The organism is Pengzhenrongella sp., from assembly GCF_036565025.1.
GTDB lineage: Bacteria > Actinomycetota > Actinomycetes > Actinomycetales > Cellulomonadaceae > Pengzhenrongella.
This window is the reverse complement of sequence record NZ_DATCNW010000346.1, coordinates 1-19,494: the sequence shown is the minus strand read 5'-3', so window position 1 is coordinate 19,494 and position 19,494 is coordinate 1. Positions and strand designations below refer to the sequence as shown.

Here is a 19,494-nt window from a genome sequence, read left to right as displayed (position 1 = left end):
TCCTATAGGACGTCAACGCTCGGACGTTATGGGTGTGGGGCTAGCAGCCGCCGGTCGCGGGCAGGGAACGGGCCAGGTTCGGGTCGCCGCGCAGGGTGCCGACGACGAGCACGGCGTCGCCCCAGTACGGCGCGTAGTGGTACGGGTCCGCGTTGCCCTGCACCGCATGGGCGGCGAGCGTCGGGCTCATCGACTCCCAGCCGGGTACGCGAAGGAGCGCCTTGCCGAAGTTCGTCGCCGCGATGCGGGGATTCATCCGGTCCGAGTAGGAGCCCCAGGCACCGTTCGCGCGCTGCTGGAACAGTCCGCGACTGTCCGGGCCGGCGACGTCGCCGTAGTCCACATTGATCAGCGTCGACTCGCCGATGGCCGTCATCACGGCGATGACCTGGCCGCGGACGTCGAGCCCGAGGTCGCCCGTCGCGATGACCACCTGGGTGGCATTGATGACCTGCTGAGCCCCGAACGGACCGATGCTCGTGGGGAGGCCCGCGCCCGAGGCGCTCGCGCCGGCCGACGGGCTGACCGCGACGCAGCTGTTGCTCGCGCGCGAGGCCCGCTGCTGGGCGGCGACCGCGGCGGCCTGCGCCGCGAGGATGCGCGCGAGCTCTCGGCCGATCGCCCTGCGCTCGGCGTTGATCCTCACCTGCGCGGCTACGGCCCTCGCCCTCATCACGGTCACGCGTCTTTGCTGCGCGGACTGCCGCGCGATCAGGTTGACGATCTCTGCCTGCCGGGCGGCGGCCACGGCGCGGGCGGCGGCGGCCTCGACCACCCTTCGGTCGGCGTCGGCCTTGAGCACGACGACCCGGTCCTTGACCGCGGTCAGTCGGGCCCGGTTGTTCCGGTCCACGGCGCTGATCCGTTCGGCCTCGGCCACGGCCTCGGTCTGGATGCGCAGCGCAGTGGCGACGACCTCGTAGTCGCGGACGAAGTCCGCGGAGCTCTTCGCGCCCACCACGACGCTCATGCTCGTGGCGGCCGTCTCGCCCTTGTAAGCCTGCCGAGCCAGCTGCCCGACGGCGAGGTCGGCTTTCGCCCCGCGCGAATCATCGGCGCCGATCGTCGAGCTGATCGCCGCCTCCTGGGCTTTCGCGTCCTTGAGCCGCGCGGCGTCCAGGATCGCCTCGCGCTGGGCGCCTTCGAGCTCGGCCTTCGCCGCTGCGAGCTCCGCCCGTGCGACCGGCAGGCGCACCTGGGTGGCCCGCAGGTCGCGCGACGCATGCGCGAGGGCGGTCGTCAGCCCCGCGATCGACGCCGCGATCGCGTCCGCGGCATGCGCTGCGTGGGCCGCCCTGGCCTCCGCGGCCCGGCGCGCCGGGCCGTAGTCGTCGGCGGACGCCGGGCCGGCGAGCGTGATCAGCATGGCGAGCACCACGAGCCCGGCGGTGAGCGAGGATCCGACGGTGGCTACGGCCGAGCGGCCAAGTGATCGCGCCGCGCGTGGCTTGGTCATCGGCTCGAACCTTCCGCTCGCTTCACGTCGTGGTCACGCTGCTGGGTAGATGGGGTCGAGCGGCCGATCCTGCCATACCCAACCTGAGCCGCCGCTGAGGACCCGGAGTTCCCACATCGTGGGCACATTCAGGTATTCATTGACTCGGGCCACCCCCGGGCCTAACGTCCCGACCACTGCAGTCAAGAGCGCCAGCAGATAGCCCCGGCTCGCTGGCCGGCAACCCACTTCTCGCAAGAGCGCTGTGGGTGCTTCTTGACTCGGCCCCGCAAGGGGCAACGCGCGAGGTCGACCAGGTGTCGACGAAGGAGACCGACCATGGCACGGACAACGAGGCGCGACCTGCCGTCGCGCACCGCGTGGTCCTTGCCGTGCCCAGCCACGGGCGCGCTGCTGCGCTCGTGTCTGTGTCCGTGTTGTTGAACCGGTGACCGCAGGCCGCGCAGGCCGCCGCCGCTCTCCCCTTCAGGGCTCTGCCCGCTCTGCCCTCGCACGCCGATCCCGGCCCGCGAGCGCCGGACGGCTGTGCGACGCCCTCCCGCCCCGACGCGCGAACCCGAGCCGCGGAGCCCGTACCGCCCGCTGCGCTCACGCGCCCCGCCTTGCCCTGCGAAAGCGATGACCCCATGCCGAAGGCCTCCCCGTCCCGTCCGCTGCACCTCGGTGTCGACCTGTCCGACGCCGGCGCCCATCCGGCGGTCGGGCGCACCCAGGGCACCAGCGGCCAGCGCCCCTTCGACCCCGAGCGCCTCGCCGCCCTCGTGGCGACCGCGCAGCGCGGCGTGCTCGACTTCGTGCTGTTCGACGACGCGTTCTCGCTCCAGCCCCGCAACGGGACCCGTCCAGGTCGCCTCGATGCGGCGCTGATCTCGGCCCGGGTGGCACCGCCGTCGTCCGGCATCGGCATCGTCGCGACGATCGACACGATCCACACCGAGCCGTTCCACGTCTCCAAGGCGATCGCGACGATCGACACCGTCAGCCGGGGCCGCGCCGCCTGGCAGGTGGGCGTCTCGACGTCCGAGGCGGAGGCGGGCCACTTCGGACGGCGACCCGCCGCAGGGGAGGCCGCGGCCCTCGCCGAGGCCGACGAGGCGATCGAGGCAGTCACCCGGCTGTGGGACAGCTGGGAGGACGACGCCGAGATCCGCGACGTCCCCTCCGGGCGGTTCGTGGACCGCGGGAAGCTGCACTACGTCGACTTCGACGGGGTGCACTTCGCCGTCAAGGGACCGTCCACCGCGCCGCGTCCGCCGCAGGGCCAGCCGCTCGTCGTCGTGCGGGCCGGCTCCGAGCCGGAGCTCCGGCTCGCGGGGCGGCGCGCCGACGTCGTCCGGATCCGCGCGACCGACCTGGACGTCGCCGGTCAGGCCGCCGCAGACGTCCGCCGGGAGGCCGCGCGGTGGGGACGCGATCCCGCCGAGCTGCGGATCCTGCTCGACGTCTACGCCATCATCGGGCCCGACCCCGCGGCGTCGGCCGAGCGTCGCTCGCTGCTCGAGAACCTCGACGGCGCGTCCGTGGACACCGGCTCGCTCGTGCACGTCGGGACGCCCGAGGATCTGGCGCGGGTGCTGCGCGAGGGTGTCGCCGCCGGCGCCGTCGACGGGTACACGGTGCGCCCGGCCTCGCTCGAGACCGACCTGCACGGCCTGGTGGACGGCGTGATCCCGTTCCTCCAGCATGCCGGCGCGTTCCGGCGCGCGTACCCGGGCGCGACGCTGCGCGACACGCTGGGCTTACCCCGCCCCGCGAACCGCTACGCGGCGATCGCCTGAGGACCGCGGCGATGACCACGAGCACCTCGCGCCCGCGCAAGCAGATCCACCTCGGCGCCCACTTCCCGGGCGTCAACGACACGACCGTCTGGAGCGACCCCCGCTCGGCCAGCCGGATCGAGTTCAGCTCGTTCGAGCACCTCGCGCGGCACGCGGAGGCGGCCAAGCTCGACTTCCTGTTCCTGGCCGAGGGCCTGCGGCTGCGCGAGCACAAGGGCCAGATCTACGACCTGGACGTCGTCGGGCGTCCCGACACGCTGCCCCTGCTCGCGGCTGTCGCCGCGAGCCCCCTGCTCGCCGCGGAGCAGTTCGGCACCATCGCAGCGCTGCACCGCGGGCGCGTCGACCTGGGCGTGGGCCGCGCGTGGACGCCGCCGTCGGCCCCGCCCGACGACGGCGCCCCGCTCCCCGGACCGGCTCCACACGATCCGGGCGCGCTCCGCGTCCCCGCCGCACCACCCGGCCTGGGCTCCGACCCGGCTCGACTTGAGCGGCTCAAGGCCCAACAACGGGTCATCGGCGCCGCGCGCTCGCCGGCCTCGCTGCGCGCGGAGCTCGAGCAGATCCTCGCGCTGCGCTCCGGCGAGCTCGTGGACGACACCGGCTACACCAGCCCGGCCGTCGAGGGTGCGGACTTCGAGCTCTGGGTGCTCGCCTCCTCCGGGGGCGAGAGCGCGCGGACGGCGGCCGAGCTCGGGCTGCCGCTCGCGGCGAACTACTACGTCAGCCCTGCGACAGTGCTCGAGACCGTCGCCGCCTACCGGCGCTCGTTCCGGCCCGGCGTCCTCGATCAGCCGTACGTGATCGTGTCGGCCGCCACCGGCGCGGACGAGCTGATCGTGACGAGCATCGCGCACGACCCCCGGGACGCGCTGCGTTCGTTCGAGCTCCTCGCGCAGGTGTGGTTCGACGTGGTCCCGGTCGGACGAGACCTCGATCGCGCACCCGCGGTCGCGTTCTCGCATTAGCACCGGCACCCCGTCGCGCGGACCGCCTCCCACGGCGGTCGACCTTCAACGCGTGGTCGACCGGCCCTTCAACGGCGCCGGACGAGGCGCAGCCATCGCCCAGAGCGCCTCGGCCTCGTCACGAAGGAAGCTGCGTCCCCGGGCACGGTAGCCGCGTCCTCGGGCGCGATGGCGGTGGGCGGCGGAAGCTGGATGCCGGCGTGGAAGGCCACGGCCCGGCGCGTGGCCTGGCCGAGAGCGTCGGTTGCGAGCAGTTCGCGGATGCGTTCGCGCTGCTCATCCGACAGGACGGCGTACGTGGTCGCGGCGCTGGTCCCGAGCCAGTTCCGGATGCCTTCGAGCCCACGGAACGCTAGTCGGGCGTCGGCGTCCGCTCTCGCTCGCAGGTCGGCCTCGACGCGGTCCCAGCTGCCGGCGCCTCGGCTCAGCAACCAGGCTGCCTGCCTGCTCCATCGCTGCGCGGAGGTCCAGGCGACTTCCGCGGTTGCCTGCGGGGCCCGGAGGCGGACGAGGGCCCGCGCGGCCGCGGCGCTCACGCGAGGGCTCGAGTCCAACAGGACCGGTTCGAGCGCGACCAGGGCCTCTTCTCGGGCTGCGCAAGCGCTCACCCCGGTGACGGCGGCGGCTCGGACTCGAGCGCTGCGGTGACGCAGCCGCGCGGTGAATGCTGCGAGGTCCTGGGTTCCCCCGTCGCGGCGAGACCGTCCAAGCATGCAGCCAGAGTGCGCGCCGGAGTGGTGGGCAGGTCGAGCTGCCTCCGGTACCAGTCGGCTGCATCGATGCCTCGACCTTGGACCCGCCCGCGCGCTGCCGCACGCACGCGGGGGGCTCGGTCGGCGAGCATCCGCACCAGGTCATCGTCGCTGCGCTGCGCTTCGTCGCGGACTTGGGGAACGTGGTCGAGCGAGCGGACGGCGATCGCGATCGCCGCTATGCGGGCGTCCCTCTTGGCGAGCATCCGAACGGCTCGCTGTCGGATTCGCCCGTCCGCGTGGAGGCTGGTGACCGCCGCTACGAACCCGGTGGGCTCGGCGGCCGAGGTACCCAGCCACCGTCGAGTGCCGCCCACCGGAGTCCCGTCGGTGTAGGAGAAGGTGCGCGCGGCTGCGTCGAGCAGCAGCCACGACCTGCCATCGAGCTGCTCAAGGAGATTCGCTCCGGCAATCCAGGAGTCGATCTTCCCGTCGGTCGCGGCAAGGGCCAGCTCCCTGGCGAGGTCTCGCGCCTCGGGCCACGTCATCACGGCTCCATCATCCCGGTTCGGGTGTTGAGCGGGGCCGGGATGGCTGCGGCCAGCCGCCGGATCGTGTCCTCCTCGACGACACCGGGCACGAAGACGCAGTCGGCCTCTGCCTCGACGTATCGGACCGCCCGCGTGAGGCGGCGGCCCGGCCAGCCTTCTCAGATGCGCCGTGGGGCTTTCGCCGCGACGGTTCAGTGACGGCCGACCGCGCACACATGTGGCGTACCGTCACACCAGAAGTCCGCGACGACGCCGGCTCGCGGCACGTGAGTGATGGAGGTCCTTCGACCATGCGAATTACCGAGGTGCTGCGGCGCAAGGGCGAGTCGGTCGTCACCATCTTCCCGGAGCAGACCGTCCGCGAGCTGGTCGCTGTCCTGGGTGAGTACCGCATCGGCGCGCTCGTGGTCTCACGGGACGGTCTGCACATCGACGGCATCGTCAGCGAGCGGGACGTCGTCCGGCGGCTGAACGAGGACTCGAACGTCCTCGACCTGACGGTGTCCGCGATCATGACCGCCAACGTGCACACCTGCGGGCCCGAGGACAGCGTGGAGGATCTGATGGCGGCCATGACCGAACTCCGCATCCGGCACGTGCCGGTTGTCGTGGACGGCCATCTGGTGGGGATCGTGAGCATCGGCGACTTGATCAAGCACCGGCTCACCGAGCTCCAGGCGGAGCGCGACCAGCTCACGGCCTACATCACCGGGTGAGCGGCGAGCCGGGTACCCGATTCCTTCAGGCCCCCGGCCATCGCGACGCGTGCTTCGACACTGCCCTGCTCGGCAGCAGGTAGGCGCCGGGCCGCGGAGACCAGGCGCTTGTCACCTCCCAGGCAGACGCTACGGGTGACGCCCAGCCTTTGGGCGTGACTCCGGATGAAGTGGCCGACGCCGCCGCAGCAGACGCCGAAGAGCTTGATCTGGTGGTAGGCCCGGTCGTCCGGGAAGGGACCATGGTGGAGCCGGGGCTCCAGCACATCCATGGGCTCTCTATGGCGTACAATCCCGAATCACCGCATCTCATCCACCATGGCCCGCCTGGGATCTACGTCCGGACGCTCGACATGGTCCGGGCAGACCTCGAGAAGTGGATCGATGAATGCAGGCGGTACGACGAGAACCCGGAAGAGTTTCGCCATCTCGCATGGGAGTTGGCGCGTCCCTACGTGGAAGCCGAGCGCGCCAAGCAGAGGCGACCGCAACGCGAAGCAAGAGGGACGGCAGACGGTCTCGGCTGAATGAAACGACCCGCCCGGGTGGCGGTCGTTACGTGGCGGTAAGCGATGTTCGGGTGGGGCCGCGGAGACGTCCGATCACGCCAAGTTGAGGAGTTCTACGGATGGCAGAATGGTACCGCCAGCGGTACCATTGAGTCGTGCCGTCGGTAGCCAAGATCGTCGCCACGATGCGCGCCAACCCGCGCAACATCCGCTACGACGACCTGGTCAAGGTCTGCCAGCACTACTTCGGTCCACCGCGCACCGGCGGGTCCCACGCAGTGTTCAAGACCCCCTGGCCGGGCGACCCGCGCGTCAATATCCAGAACCACCACGGACAGGCCAAGGCGTACCAGGTCCGGCAGGTCCTCGCCGCGATCGACAAGTTGGAGGGAGCTTCATGAGCGACACCGGCATAGACATCACCCGCTACACCTACCGGGTCACCTGGTCCGCCGAAGACGGCGAGTACGTTGCCACCTGCCCGGAGTTCCCCTCGCTGTCCTGGCTCGCCATCACCCAGGAGGACGCGCTGCGCGGTCTTCGTGACCTGATCGCCGAAGTCGTCCACGACCTGCATGACAGTGAAGAGCTCGTCCCGGAGCCGCTATCGTCGCGGACCTACTCAGGCAAGTTCAACCTCCGCGTCGGCGAACAACTCCACCGACGGCTCGCCATGCAGGCCGCCGAGGAGCACCTCAGCCTGAACCAGTACCTCGTCCGACGGCTCACCAACGCATCCTGACTTGCCACGACTCGCAGACCACGCGGTGCCGGCGGGTGTCGCAACCCGACTGTCGCTCAGCGCTGGGTCGCTCGACATCTCACAACGGTCGATCAGTGCTGGTCCCCCTGGTGACTTGGGTGGCGGCGTTTGGTCGAGCGTGCGCGCCGTAGGCGCGATCGGTGGCCGCGTTCGGCGAATCCACGACGCCGGTGAGTCGGTCGTCACACCACAGCACATCGAATTGCTGGTAGTCGCCGTGGACCAGGACCTTTTCGTCACCAAGCGGCCCCGAGGCAGCCTCGCGGGCGGCGTCACGCAGGCCGCGGTCGGCCAGCCAGTCCAGTGGGCGGTACCGAACGCCGTACCGGTCCGGCGAAGGCGTCGGTGCGCCATTGCCGTACCACCCATCCCACCGGGCCCGCGGGTGGTCGGGTACGGCGTGGATCGCGGCCTGCGTGCTCGCGAGTTGGCCCAGCCAGGACTGCATATCTGCCGGGGTCAGGTCCGGCTGCCCGGTGAGGGCGGACGTAAGCGTGCACCGCACCCCGGTCTCGGCGCCGTCCTCGTCCATCGCGAGGAGTTCGGGTGCAGGCACCCCGTGTTCGCGGATCGCCGCGAGCGCGGAGGCGAGAACCGCCTGAGCACCCGCTTCGTCGGCACACCCGCAAACGTCGTGGGCCGCCTCGAGGCACTCCAGGTCGCGACCGGCGCGGACGAGCTGATCGTGACGAGCATCGCGCCCGACCCGCGGGACACCGCGGGCTCGTTCGAGCTGCTCGCGCAGGCGTGGTTCGAGGTCGCTCCGGTTACGCGAGACCGCGCGCCGGTGGTCGCGTTCTCGCACTAGCACCCGCCCGACCACACCCCCTTCGCGCCCTTGCAGGGGCGCGATCAAGAGCCAAAGCGTCGCTGCAGGTCGGGATAAGCAATCGCACCGTCGAGGAAGCCGAGGGTTCCGGAGTCGAGCAGCTCCCGGCCGGCGCGCTCCAACATGCTGAGCGTGGCTCGGGCCAGGCTGCCGCCGAGGCTGACCCGCTTGACGCCGAGCGAGAAGAGCGTGGGCGCATCGATGAGATTCGCCAGCCCGGCCACCACGTTGAGCGGGGCGGGGATGGCTGCGGCCAGCCGCCGGATCGTGTCCTCCTCGACGACGCCGGGTACGAAGACGCAGTCGGCCCCTGCCTCGACGTATCGGACCGCCCGCTCGACCGTCTCGGCGAACGCGTCGTCGCTCGCACCGGCGAAGTAGGTGTCAGTGCGGGCGTTGAGCACGAAGGTGCCCCTGGGCGCGGCCGCCCGGGCGGCCGCGATGCGGTCCACGGCCTCATCGATGCCGAACAGCCCACCCTTCGCGGCGTCCTCCAGGTTGCAACCCACCACCCCGAGCTCCACTGCCCGGGAGACGGTGCGGCCGACGTCGTCCGCGGTGGCGCCGTACCCGTCTTCGAGGTCCGCGGTCACGGGCACGCCCACCGCGGCCACGATGCGACCGACGTGCTCGAGCATCGTGTCGCGGTCAATCGCCCCTCCGTCCGGGACTCCGCAGGACCAAGCGATACCCGCGCTGGTCGTGGCGATGGCGGGGAAGCCGACCTGCTCGAGAATCCGGGCGGACCCGGCGTCCCAGGCGTTGGGGAGCACGAAGCCGGGCCCCACGTGCAGGGCAAGGAGGGCGGCTGCCTTATCGGTCGTCAACGGCGGAACTCGAACTCAACGACAATTGTTGAGTCGATGCTTGTAATAATGCCGGTGTAAAAGGCTTTTGCCTGATCTCTCAAGATCGCTTCATTGGAATCGATGTACTGTTCCTTGGCGTCATCGTCGAGCACTTTGTTAATCATCTTGACAGTGTCGATCTTTGGCGTTGTCCAACTTAGGGCATCATTGCTTTCGGCGGCCACTTTGAAACTTTCATTGTCGTGACCAATGAAGATGAATTCTGGAATGGAAACCAGAAACGCATCCTCTCCTGTTTGCCTTATTTTCACCTCTTGACCATCTATGCCCAATTTGGCTTCGAATTCATACTTGAGGAACGACACCCTATCGCTTCCAGGAATCTCCATTCCAAAGAGAGTGCCACTCGTATTCTTGTCAGATATACCCTGAATTCCCAGGCCCAAGAGCACGACCTGCTCATGGCGGGTTACGGAATTGACTACCTGCGTGTTTCGAGCCTCCGACTCCGTACCAAACAGAGAGAGGTTCGGGAATGTATCTATTGCCCGAACCACCCCGAGTGCCCCAATCGCGGCGAGGCAAACGACTGTGACTAGAGCCGGCCACAGTATCACCCTTCTTAGCGTTGCTTTCACCGGAATCCCAAACTTTCTCTTGTCCGATTTAACCGCCGCCGGGCAGGTGCTTGTGCGGGACGAGGCGGTGCGGCAGGTACCGGTGGCTTCCGGCCCGAGAACCAGCCCACGAAGGTCTGCTTCTTCGCGAATGGTAGCGACCGGACCATCGGAGATATCGGTACTTGACCAGCAGCAACCGGGTGATCTCGGGTCACCCGGGGTGAACACATTGCCGGGCATTCGGGTGAACTGGCGACCGTCTATGGGCGACAACCCACGCCGGGCTGTTCGGTGGGCGCGGATCTCTGTCTTGCCTGAGCCAACGCGCTAGCACATCGAAGCGCAGCATGGAGATCCGCGATCCAAGGCCCGCCTGGTTGCGCAGATGCTCGAGGCGCTTCGCGTTGGCCGACCCGCGATCAGAGAGCCGGCCGGCGATACAGGGAGCGGATCGCCCATCCGTCGCCAACTTCTTCCGCCGCGAGTTCGACGAAAGTCTTCTCTGAGCTGATCGCAATCAGCAACTCCGAGAACTCGATGGCCCGCGTCTCCAGCAGTTCGACCGCGGCATCGCCAGAGTGGCCGACCCCGAGCATTGTGATGGCCACGACACCGTCGGCCATGAAGGTGTTCGCCGAATCTGGCCGATTGCCACCGCCGCCGAATCTCTCGAGGTGCGCACCCGAGAACGACCCTTTGGGCATGGCGGCGCTGGAGGCGTCGCCGAATTGGCCCCGCGATGATCGCGAGCAGCAGGCGAACAAGGTGGTTTCTCATCGCTTGCCTCGCACTTGACTACTCATGACCACGGTGGGGCCATACTCGTCGGTCACCGCAGTCAGAAACTGAGTCCGGACATAGAATCAGTGTCGTAGCCGCGCATCTCGGTGGACCCGTTGGCGCCCGTGATGGTGGCGAGGTTCCCGGCGGGTCGTAGGCGAGGTCCTTCCTCATTGCGGGCGTGCCAACGGGTTTTCCCCAACCCAGTGTTGATCCGCTGCGTGTCCGCCCCCCCCGTCGTCAAATGCTCGGACGCTGCGAGTTGGAGAATTGTCGGGCGGATGCCCGATCGCGTCGAGCGATCAGATCGCGGTGTCGTCGCTGAGGCGGTGGTAGGAGCGGTCGTGGTAGACGAGGGGGCTGGAGCCCGGGCGGGTGTCGGAATCCAGGGCTAGCACCGAGACCAGGAAGCTGCCGCCGGCGGCGGTGCGCTGGAGCACCCGACCGCGCACCCGGGTCAGGGCGCCCTCGATGACCGGCTCCCCCGTCGGCAGCCGGCTCCACCCGCCCGCGGCAAACCGGTCGATCCCGCTGGTCGCGAACCGCGCCGCGACGTCGTCCTGGTCCTCGGCGAGGAAGCTCACCACCAGGGTCGCCGCCCGCGAGAGGGCCGGCCAGGACGACGACGTCGAGGCGATCGAGAATGCGAGCAGCGGCGGGGCCGCCGACACCGAGATGACCGACGTCGCCGTGAACCCCAGCGGGTTGCCCACCGGATCGCGCAGGGTCACCACCGCGACCCCCGCCGGGTGCTGACGGAACACCGTCTTGTACGACTCGCTGTCGAGCGGACGGTCGAGGTGGCTGTCGAGGTGGGTGTGTGCCTGCAGCGCGGTCACTTCGAGATCCAGACGCTGGTGAGCTGGTCGAGCCTCGAGTCGGCGCCCAGCTCGAGGCCGTGCACCGTGGGCTGTGCGCCGAGGATCGTCGTGAGCTCGTGCACGGGGACCTCGTCGTGCCGGGCGAGCAGCCGCTCCTGCACCTTGGCGACGAGCGCGATGCGCGCGGGCCCGTCGGACGTCGCGAGCTGCTTGCCGAGCAGCCCCTCCAGCTCGGGGTCCTCGATCTTGTAGAAGTCGGTCGCGCCCGCGGAGTACTGGGTGCGCAGCACGTCGCCGTCGGCCCGACTGAGGTTGCCCCAGGCGGCGTCGAAGTCGCCCGCCTTCTGCTTCTCGACGAAGTCCGGCACCGGCCCGCTCCACAGGTCAACCCCGATCCCGACCTTCTTGAGCTGTTGCTGGATGAGCTCGAGCGAGGTCTGGTTCGGTCCGAAGTTCGTGATCCACGGGATCCGGAGCTTCAGGGACTTGCCGCCCTTGGCGAACAGGCCGTCGGAGCCGATCTTCCAGCCGGCATCCTCCAGGACGCTCTTCGCCTTCGCGGGATCGGTCACCAGGTCCTTGCTCAGGTCGACCGCCCCCGGCGTCGTGTGCGAGAGCACGCTGGTCGCGACGGCGAACTCCTTGGTGAGGGCGGTGTCGCGCACCTCGGTCGGGTCGATGGCGAGCGAGACGGCCTCCCGCACGGCCGGGTCCTTCCCGAGCGGGCTCGCCTCGTTGAACGACAGCCCGAACACGACGCCGGGGTTGGCGCGGGTCACGAGCTCGAGCTTCGCGTCACGCAGCGTCTGGATGTCCGACGGCGGGACGCCGCCGGCGACGTCGACCTGCTCGGACGACAGGCTGCCGGTGCGGACACCCGCCTCCGGGATGACCTGGAACGTCACCTTCTCGACGTGCGCGGCCTTGGTATTCGCGCGCCCGTCAGGACCCCACGCGTACTCGTCACGCTGCTTGAGGACCGTCTCGACGTCCTTGGTGTAGTGGTCCAGCACGAACGGCCCGGTCCCGACGACGCCCTTGCCCGACGCTCGATCTTCGAATGGGATCGCGAGGGTCTTCGCGGAGAGCACGCCGAGCGCAACCGACGACGCGGCCTGCGGGAAGGCGGCGTTCGGCTTCGAGAAGTGCACCTCGAGGGTGTGCTTGCCGGTGACCTTCGACTCCTTGTACCCGGCGAGCAGCGAGGCCGCTTGGCTGAGCGCGCCGGCCTTGACCGCGTCGTCGAAGGTGTCCTTGACGCTGGTGGCCGTGAACGGCGAGCCGTCGGAGAACGTGACGCCGTCGCGGAGGGTAAAGGTGAAGACCGTCGCGTCGGCGTTCGCGGACCATTTTGTCGCGAGCCACGGCTTGAGCGACCCGTCCTTCGGGTCCTGCCAGATCAGCGAGTCGACGAGCTGGCGGGTCACGTAGAACGTGTCGTTGCCGGATCCGGTGCCCGACGGGTTCAGCGAGATCGGGTCGTTCGCGATCGCGAACGTCAGGTCGCCGCCGTCGACCGGGGCGCCCGACCCTGACCCCTGCGCGGCGGCGTTCGCTCCGCTCTCGGTGCCGCACGCGGTGAGCGACAGGGTCAGTGCGGTGGTCAGCGCCAGGACGGCCAGGGCGGGACGTGTTCGGGGATGCATCGTCGTTCTCCTTGGGTGCGGCAAAGGTCAGCGGCTACGGCGGGCGCGTGCGGTCCACGACGAGGGGTCGTGGACCGCATGGACACGACGCCGTCATGACGCACCCCCGGCAACCAGGACCGCTGCGGCCGCGCGCCGGCCGGGGATCGCCGCGAGGAGCTCGGCGGTGTACGGGTCCTGCGGGGACGCGAACACCGCCTCGACCTCGCCGCGCTCGACGATCCGCCCGCGCTGCATGACCGCGACGTCGTGCGCGATCTGCCGCACGACGGCGAGGTCGTGGGAGATGAACAGGTAGCCGAGCCCGAGCTCGGCCTGCAGGGTCATGAGCAGGTCGAGGATCTGCGCCTGCACCGAGACGTCCAGCGCGGAGACGGGCTCGTCGAGGACGAGCAGCTCCGGGTTGAGCGCCAGCGCGCGGGCGATCGCGACCCGCTGCCGCTGCCCCCCGGACAGCTCGGCAGACCGGCGGCGCAGCACCGCGGCCGGCAGCGCGACGACGTCGAGGAGCGCGGCCGCCCGCGCCCGACGCTGCGCCGGGGTGCCGAGAGCGAACGCACGCAGCGGGTCGGTCACGAGCTCCTCGACCGACAGCCGCGGGTTCAGGGACGCGTACGGGTTCTGGTAGACGATCTGCACCCGGCGGCGCAACGCGCGCAGCGCCGCCCCACGGGTCGCCGTGACGTCGACGCCGTCGAGGATGATCCGGCCCGACGTCGGCTCGGCGAGCCGCAGGGCGAGCCGCGCGGTCGTCGACTTGCCGGAACCCGACTCGCCGACGAGGGCGAGCGTGCGTCCCCGGGCCAGCCGGAAGCCGACGTCGTCGACCGCGCGCAGCGTCCCGCCGCCCGCGCCGCGCGACAGCCGGAAGTCCTTGACCAGGTGCTCCACGGCAAGGACATCCGGCCGGTTCGGCATTGACCGCTCGGCGTCGCGCCGCGGTTCGGCGGGCCGGGCGAAGGGATCACCGGGCAGACCGCGCGCGACCGATTCCAGCGCATCCGAACCCAGCGCCGACGGCCCGGCGCCCGCGCGACGCTCGCGGACCAGCACCCGGTCGGTGTTCAGGCTCGGGGCCGCCGCGATGAGCGCGCGGGTGTACGGGTGGCTCGGGCGGCCGAGCACGTCGTCGGGCGTGCCCTCCTCCACGACCCGCCCCTGCGACATGACGACGATCCGCTGGGCGCGGTCGGCCGCGACCCCGAGGTCGTGGGTGATGAGCAGCACGCCTGTGCCGGCCGCCGCGGTGAGCCGCTCGAGGTGGTCGAGGATCTGGCGCTGCACGGTGACGTCCAGGGCGCTCGTCGGCTCGTCGGCGATGATCAGCTGCGGGGATGCGACGATCGCGATCGCGATCAGCACGCGCTGGCGCATCCCGCCGGACAGCTCGTGCGGGTACTGCCGCGCGCGGAGCTCCGGGTCGGGCAGGCCCGCGCGGCGCAGCGCCTCGACGGCCTCGAGGTGCGCGGTCCGGCGGTCGGCGAGGCCGTGGATTCGTAGCACCTCGGCGACCTGCTCGCCCACGCGCTTGACCGGGTTGAGAGAGACCGTCGGGTCCTGCGGCACCAGGCCGATCTGCCGGCCGCGGGTCGCCCTCAGCTCGCGCCGGGACGTAGTGAGCAGGTTCCGGCCGCCGAGCTCGACCCGACCGGCGGTGACGCGGGCCGACGGCGCGAGCAGCCCGACGATCGCGTGCGCGAGCGTCGACTTCCCGGAGCCCGACTCCCCGACGACGGCGACGGTCTCGCCTGCCCGCACGGTGAGCGACACGCCGCGCACGGCGTCGATGTCGCCGTGCTGGCTGCGGTACGAGACCGCCAGGTCGGTGATCTCGAGCAGGTTCGCGGTCATCGGTCGCTCTCCCGTCCGCCGTCGAGGGCTCTTGCGACGTGGTTCGCGGCCAGCACGCTGAGCGCGATGGTCACTCCGGGCAAGGTCGTCAGCCACCATGCCGTCGCGAGGTAGTCGCGCCCGCCGGCGACCAGGGCGCCCCACTCCGGCGCAGGCGGCGGCTCGCCGAACCCGAGGAAGCTGAGCGAGGAGATGGCGAGGATCGCCGTGCCGAGCTCGAGGGCCGCAAGAGCCACGACCGGTCCCGCGGCGTTCGGCAGCACGTGCCGCAGCAGAACGCTCAGCGGCCGGCCTCCGTAGGCGTGCGCCGCCTCGACGTACGCCGAGCCGCGCACGCGCAGCACCTCCGAGCGCATCACGCGCGCGATCGAGGCGACGCTCGCCAACCCGACGGCGATCGCGACGTTGACGGTCCCGAAGCCCAGGGCCGTGATGATCGCCAGCGAGAGCAGCAGGCTCGGGATGGCCAGCAGCACGTCGACGCCGCGCATGATGACGTCGTCGACCCTCCCCCCGGCGCTGCCCGAGACGAGGCCGACGAGCGAGCCGAGCGTCAGGCCCAGGGCGACCGCGACGACGGCGCCGCGCAGGGTCAGGCCGGTGCCGTGCACGACCCGGGTGAGCAGGTCCCGGCCGAGCTGGTCGGTCCCGAACAGGTGCCCGGGGGACGGCGGCGCGAGCTTGTCGGCCGGGACGCCGGCCAGCGGGTCGCCCCCGGCGAGGACTGTCGGCGCGATGGCTGCGAGGACAACCGCGAGCAGCCAGACGGCCGCGAGCACGAGCGCTGGCCGGCGGGCGATCGCCGCGGCGGCGTCGAGCAGGCGGCGACGGGTTCGCAGCTGCCCGGCGGGGGTGACGGCGGCGTCGTCGGCCGGGCGGGAGGCCGCGGGGCGCGCGGGGACCCGGGTGGCGAGCTGGGTCATGGCGTCCTCAGGATTCGCGGGTCGAGCACGGGGTAGATGAGGTCGACCACCAGGTTGACGACGACGAAGACCGCCGCGGCGAAGACCACCAGCCCCTGCACCACGGGGATGTCCTGGGCGCCGACGGAGGTGGCGGTCAGTCGACCGAGGCCGGCCCGGGAGAACACGGTCTCGGTGACCACCGCCCCGGACAGCAGCCCACCGACGACCAGCCCGGCGATGGTGAGCGCGGGCAACGCCGCGTTGCGCAGGGCGTGGCCGAGGTGTACGCGCGCCCGGCCCGCGCCCTTGGCCCAGGCGGTGTCGATGTAAGGCTCGGCGAGCGTCCGGCGCAGGCTCGTGGCGAGGACCTGGGCGATCAGCGCGCTGGCCGGCAGCGCAAGGGTGATGGCCGGCAGCACGATCGATGCGAGCCCCGTGGTGCGGACCGCCGGGAAGATCGGGAAGGTGAACGAGAACACCTGCACGAGAGCCAGGCCGAACCAGAACGACGGGATCGCCACCCCGAGCGGCGGCAGCCCAAGCAGGGCGGCGCCGAGCCGGCGGTTCGGCACCGCGGTCGCAACCAGTGCCAGGGCACTCCCGACGACGATCGCCAGCACCAGCGCGGCGCCGGCGATCTGCGCGGTCGGCCCGATGGCGCCGCCGATCAGGTCGAGCACGGGCCGACCCGTGCCGACCGACCTGCCGAGGTCGCCGTGCAGGACGCGCCAGAGCTGCTGGACGTACTGCACGGGCAGGGGCAGGTCGAACCCGTACTGCGCGCGCACCGCGTCGAGCTGAGCTGGTGTGACGTCGGACGAGTCGGCGCCGAGCAGTGAGGAGACCGGGTCGCCCGGCAGCGCGTAGAGCACGAGGAACGAGACGGTGTATGCCGCCCACAGCACGGCGAGGGCCGCTGCGAGGCGGGCGGCGAGGTAGCGGGCCATCAGGTGGGCACGACGAGATGCGGCTGCATGGGGACTCCTGGGTCCGGGCACGGCGAGGAGGTGAGAGAAGGATTCCCGCGGCGGGTGCGGTGAATCGCCGGGCAAGATCAACGAGCCATCGCAGCGCGTGCGCGCGGGACTCGGGTCTCAGTCGGCTATCGACAGCAGGGCGTGCGTCGCGCGCGTTCGCGCAGCGACCTCGGACCCGGGCCGACGGTCGACGACGTGCGACAGCGCAGGTGCTGTGCAGCGGCGTCGGTCATCGCGTCGTCCCTTCGGGTCCTGTCCGTCCGGAGCCGGATCGGTTCTTGCACGGCCGGAGCCGTGACCCGGAGAGGTATAGCAGGGACTTTGGTCCTAGGAGCCGGTGGACGGGATCGTCCCGGATGCTGGACCGGAGGCGGGGTGCACGGCCGATCCTGATCTCGCATCTCGAGATGTTCCTTCCACCTGTTGACTATCTCCGGGAAGGACCCCAGGCACGCCAACCTCGCCCGACGGGGCGTTGCAGGGCCGACCTCGAGCGCGAGTGCGGGTGTGCTGCTGTTGACATCGTCCGATCAGCAGCAGAACGCCCGCACTCGCGAGCGTCTGCCGGTCGGTCGGTCGGTCGGTCACGAACGTTCCCGCGGGATCCTGGCCGGATCTCGCGAGCGGTCGCGCCGTCGCCTCTGCCAGCAACAACTACGCGAGTGCGCGACTTTGGCTGTTGATCGGGCGATTTCAACAGCCAAAGTCGCGCACTCGCGTGAGCTGGCGATCGGGAACCGATGGCCAAGCCGCTCGGACGGCACAGGTCAGGCTCTCTGGATCGCAAACCCGACCGGTAGGTCCGCAACGTTCCCGCGGGAACGCCTCCCCCGCTCACTCGCGTGGCCGAGCGGGCCAAAGCTCGTGTCGGGTGCCGCGACGCGCGCGAGTGCGCTGAATCTGCTGCTATTCGGGCCGTTCAAGCAGCAGATTCTGCGCACTCGCTGGCCCTGCGCTGCGTTCGGGCAGGGCTCGGAGGCCTGGGTTCAGTGCGAGACGGACATCGAGGCGAGCACCTCGTCGAGGCGCTCGTAGCTCTCGACGACGCCGGACTCCATGCCGGCCGCAATCATGGCGTCGCGGGCCTGGCCCGACTGGTGGACCGCGTTGACGAGCAGCCGCGTCCGGCCGTTCCCGAGGTCCTCGAATGTGAGCGTCTCGAGCGAGACGTGCCCCGGCGCGCCCTCGAACTCGAAGGTCCGCACGATGCCGTCGAGCGACGGCGTGCCGTGGAAGACGCCACGGAAGCCGTACGGGGTGCCATCGGTGTCGCGGTGGACGAACCGCCACTGACCGCCGTCGCGGAGTTCGTAGGTGTCGATCTCCGTCACGAGCCGTCGCGGTCCCAGCCACCGGGAGAGCAGCTCGGGGATCGTGTTCGCCCGGAAGAGCAGCTCCGGCGGCGCGTCGAAGTCGCGCGTGATGGTGATGGCCTGCCCGCCCGGATCGGCGGTGATCTGCGTGGTTGCCATGGTGATTCCTCTCGGTGTCGGTGATTCTGGAGTCGGTCAGTCCTTGTCGCTGCGTTTGTCGGTGAGGGTCGCGATCAGCTCGTCGAGCCGCTCGAAGCTCTCGTCCCAGTACTCGCGGTAGCGCGCGAGCCACACCGTCACGTCCTTGAGCGGCTCCGCCTCGAGGTGGCTCAGGCGGGCCGTCGCCTGCCGCGTGCGCGAGACGAGTCCGGCCTGCTCGAGGACCTTGAGGTGCCGCGAGACCGCCGGCTGGGACATGGTGAACGGCGCAGCGAGCTCGCCGACGTTCGCGTCCCCCTGGGTGAGCCGCGCGAGGATCGCGCGGCGGGTGGGGTCGGCGAGGGCGCCGAACACGAGGCTGAGCTGGTCGACGGAGCTGAGCTGGTCGACAGTCATCGATAACAACCGTGTTTCATAACGGACATGTTCTAGAGATACGCTTGGCGCGACCCCATGTCAAGGGATTCGCGCGGCCGACGTCGGAGGTCAGGCTCCGGTCGTCCCGTCGATGGCCTCGCGCAGCAGGTCCGCGTGCCCGTTGTGGCGCGAGTACTCGGCGATCATGTGAACGTAGACGAACCGCAGCGAGTACGTGTCGTCGCGCACGGTGAAGGTGTGGTCGAACGGCAGCTCCGCCGCGGCGGCGTCGGCGAGTCGACACTCCTCGGCGAACCGCGCGAAGTCGTGCTCGGCGAGGGCCGGGAACAGGTCGTTGAAGTCGGCGTCGGGCCCGAGGTCCGGGTCGTACAGCGGACCCACCTCGTCACCCGCGACGCGTTGGCGAAACCAGGTGCGCTCGACCTTGGCCATGTGCCGCACCAGGCCGAGCAACGAGAGGTTCGACGACGGCACCGCGCGCTGCGCGAGCTGTTCCCCGGTCAGGCCCGCGCAGATGTTGAGCAGGGTGCTCCGCTGCCAGGCGAGGAAGCCCTCCAGGATCGGCCGGTCGTCCCCGAGGAGGGGACCGTCGACGGGGTTCGGGGTGGGCGCGATCCAGGTCATGGCCTCATTGTGGTGCAGCGGTCACTGTTGCCGCGTGAGCACGAGGACCGGGATCACTCGGGCGGTCCTCGCCTGGTAGGCCGCAAACCCCGGATACAGCGCGGCCTGCCGGGCGTACAGCTCGTCGTGCTCGTCTCCGTGCGCCTCGCGGGCCTGGACCTGCACGGTCTCGTCGCCGACCTCGATCACCGTCTCGGGGTGCGCGATCAGGTTGTGGTACCAGGCGGGGTTGGTGTCCGCCCCGCCCTTCGAGGCGAAGACCACGTACCGACCGCCGTCGGGCAGGTACATCATCGGGTTCACCCTGGGCGCGCCACTGCGTGCTCCCACCGTGTGCAGGAGCAGCAGT

The 19,494-nt window shown here is 70.4% G+C and carries 23 protein-coding genes, 1 pseudogene and 1 riboswitch; of the genes and pseudogenes, 7 read left to right on the top strand and 17 right to left on the bottom strand.

Annotated elements, in window-relative coordinates; genetic code table 11:
- Nucleotides 1-40: 40 nt before the first annotated feature.
- The gene (locus VIM26_RS19925; RefSeq protein ID WP_331954478.1) at nt 41-1,456 is read right to left on the bottom strand and encodes a hypothetical protein; all 1,416 of its coding nucleotides are present in this window, start codon (nt 1,454-1,456) and stop codon (nt 41-43) included.
- Nucleotides 1,457-1,636: 180 nt separating this feature from the next.
- A riboswitch (SAM riboswitch) is annotated at nt 1,637-1,745 on the top strand.
- Nucleotides 1,746-2,082: 337 nt separating this feature from the next.
- Between VIM26_RS19925 and VIM26_RS19920 the strand changes: the two genes are divergently transcribed.
- Complete coding sequence (locus tag VIM26_RS19920) at nt 2,083-3,234, top strand: LLM class flavin-dependent oxidoreductase (protein WP_331954476.1); 1,152 nt, start codon at nt 2,083-2,085, stop codon at nt 3,232-3,234.
- Between the two features lie 11 nt (nt 3,235-3,245).
- On the top strand, nt 3,246-4,202 hold the full coding sequence (locus VIM26_RS19915; protein ID WP_331954474.1) for a hypothetical protein: 957 nt from the start codon (nt 3,246-3,248) through the stop codon (nt 4,200-4,202).
- Between the two features lie 68 nt (nt 4,203-4,270).
- On the opposite strand, the gene VIM26_RS19910 is transcribed toward VIM26_RS19915, so the two are convergent.
- The 3 genes and pseudogenes from VIM26_RS19910 to VIM26_RS19900 form a co-directional block, all read right to left on the bottom strand.
- Nucleotides 4,271-4,810 (bottom strand): hypothetical protein, encoded by a 540-nt coding sequence (locus VIM26_RS19910; RefSeq protein WP_331954472.1) that lies wholly within the window; start codon nt 4,808-4,810, stop codon nt 4,271-4,273.
- On the bottom strand, nt 4,807-5,442 hold the full coding sequence (locus tag VIM26_RS19905; protein WP_331954470.1) for a hypothetical protein: 636 nt from the start codon (nt 5,440-5,442) through the stop codon (nt 4,807-4,809). Before VIM26_RS19905 ends, VIM26_RS19910 begins: the two co-directional genes overlap by 4 nt.
- A pseudogene (locus tag VIM26_RS19900) lies at nt 5,442-5,570 on the bottom strand (isocitrate lyase/phosphoenolpyruvate mutase family protein); the annotation flags it as partial. The pseudogene VIM26_RS19900 and the gene VIM26_RS19905, both read right to left, overlap by 1 nt.
- Before the next feature lie 165 nt (nt 5,571-5,735).
- On the opposite strand from VIM26_RS19900, the gene VIM26_RS19895 reads away from it, so the two are divergent.
- From VIM26_RS19895 to VIM26_RS19880, 4 genes are all read left to right on the top strand, one after another.
- A complete protein-coding gene (locus VIM26_RS19895) occupies nt 5,736-6,161 on the top strand; it encodes a CBS domain-containing protein (RefSeq protein ID WP_331954469.1) in 426 nt (141 codons plus the stop codon).
- 155 nt (nt 6,162-6,316) lie between these two features.
- Entirely contained in the window at nt 6,317-6,688 is a 372-nt protein-coding gene (locus tag VIM26_RS19890) for a hypothetical protein (protein ID WP_331954467.1), read from the top strand.
- A 137-nt stretch (nt 6,689-6,825) separates the two neighbouring features.
- Nucleotides 6,826-7,071, top strand: coding sequence for a toxin HicA (locus VIM26_RS19885; protein ID WP_331954465.1), 246 nt, complete (start codon nt 6,826-6,828; stop codon nt 7,069-7,071).
- Nucleotides 7,068-7,412, top strand: coding sequence for a type II toxin-antitoxin system HicB family antitoxin (locus VIM26_RS19880; protein ID WP_331954463.1), 345 nt, complete (start codon nt 7,068-7,070; stop codon nt 7,410-7,412). Before VIM26_RS19885 ends, VIM26_RS19880 begins: the two co-directional genes overlap by 4 nt.
- 79 nt (nt 7,413-7,491) lie before the next feature.
- Here VIM26_RS19880 and VIM26_RS19875 read toward each other — a convergent pair whose 3' ends face one another.
- Nucleotides 7,492-7,989, bottom strand: coding sequence for an aminoglycoside phosphotransferase family protein (locus tag VIM26_RS19875; RefSeq protein WP_331954461.1), 498 nt, complete (start codon nt 7,987-7,989; stop codon nt 7,492-7,494).
- Nucleotides 7,990-7,992: 3 nt separating this feature from the next.
- On the opposite strand from VIM26_RS19875, the gene VIM26_RS19870 reads away from it, so the two are divergent.
- On the top strand, nt 7,993-8,241 hold the full coding sequence (locus tag VIM26_RS19870) for a hypothetical protein (protein ID WP_331954459.1): 249 nt from the start codon (nt 7,993-7,995) through the stop codon (nt 8,239-8,241).
- Nucleotides 8,242-8,285: 44 nt separating this feature from the next.
- Here the strand turns inward: VIM26_RS19870 and VIM26_RS19865 are convergent, their stop codons facing one another.
- The 12 genes from VIM26_RS19865 to VIM26_RS19810 all read right to left on the bottom strand — a co-directional run.
- Complete coding sequence (locus tag VIM26_RS19865; protein WP_331954457.1) at nt 8,286-9,089, bottom strand: isocitrate lyase/phosphoenolpyruvate mutase family protein; 804 nt, start codon at nt 9,087-9,089, stop codon at nt 8,286-8,288.
- Entirely contained in the window at nt 9,086-9,931 is an 846-nt protein-coding gene (locus VIM26_RS19860) for a hypothetical protein (protein ID WP_331954455.1), read from the bottom strand. Before VIM26_RS19860 ends, VIM26_RS19865 begins: the two co-directional genes overlap by 4 nt.
- 179 nt (nt 9,932-10,110) lie before the next feature.
- Entirely contained in the window at nt 10,111-10,395 is a 285-nt protein-coding gene (locus VIM26_RS19855; RefSeq protein WP_331954482.1) for a DUF6308 family protein, read from the bottom strand.
- 378 nt (nt 10,396-10,773) lie between these two features.
- Nucleotides 10,774-11,310 carry a flavin reductase family protein gene (locus tag VIM26_RS19850; RefSeq protein ID WP_414696529.1) on the bottom strand — a complete coding sequence of 179 codons (537 nt, stop codon included), beginning with the start codon at nt 11,308-11,310 and terminating at the stop codon, nt 10,774-10,776.
- Complete coding sequence (locus VIM26_RS19845) at nt 11,307-12,938, bottom strand: ABC transporter substrate-binding protein (protein WP_331954453.1); 1,632 nt, start codon at nt 12,936-12,938, stop codon at nt 11,307-11,309. Before VIM26_RS19845 ends, VIM26_RS19850 begins: the two co-directional genes overlap by 4 nt.
- 93 nt (nt 12,939-13,031) lie before the next feature.
- Nucleotides 13,032-14,789, bottom strand: a complete 1,758-nt coding sequence (locus tag VIM26_RS19840) for an ABC transporter ATP-binding protein (RefSeq protein WP_331954451.1) — start codon at nt 14,787-14,789, stop codon at nt 13,032-13,034.
- Nucleotides 14,786-15,712: an ABC transporter permease gene (locus VIM26_RS19835; RefSeq protein ID WP_331954449.1), complete on the bottom strand. Its 927-nt coding sequence runs from the start codon at nt 15,710-15,712 to the stop codon at nt 14,786-14,788. The genes VIM26_RS19840 and VIM26_RS19835 overlap by 4 nt, the downstream gene beginning before the upstream one ends.
- Entirely contained in the window at nt 15,709-16,641 is a 933-nt protein-coding gene (locus VIM26_RS19830) for an ABC transporter permease (protein ID WP_331954447.1), read from the bottom strand. The genes VIM26_RS19835 and VIM26_RS19830 overlap by 4 nt, the downstream gene beginning before the upstream one ends.
- Nucleotides 16,642-17,657: 1,016 nt before the next feature.
- Entirely contained in the window at nt 17,658-18,143 is a 486-nt protein-coding gene (locus VIM26_RS19825) for an SRPBCC family protein (protein WP_331954445.1), read from the bottom strand.
- 36 nt (nt 18,144-18,179) lie between these two features.
- On the bottom strand, nt 18,180-18,539 hold the full coding sequence (locus VIM26_RS19820; RefSeq protein ID WP_331954443.1) for a metalloregulator ArsR/SmtB family transcription factor: 360 nt from the start codon (nt 18,537-18,539) through the stop codon (nt 18,180-18,182).
- 90 nt (nt 18,540-18,629) lie between these two features.
- Nucleotides 18,630-19,145, bottom strand: coding sequence for a DinB family protein (locus VIM26_RS19815; RefSeq protein WP_331954441.1), 516 nt, complete (start codon nt 19,143-19,145; stop codon nt 18,630-18,632).
- A gap of 21 nt (nt 19,146-19,166) precedes the next feature.
- On the bottom strand, nt 19,167-19,494 hold a 328-nt coding region (locus VIM26_RS19810), incomplete at its 5' end, for a nitroreductase/quinone reductase family protein (protein WP_331954439.1).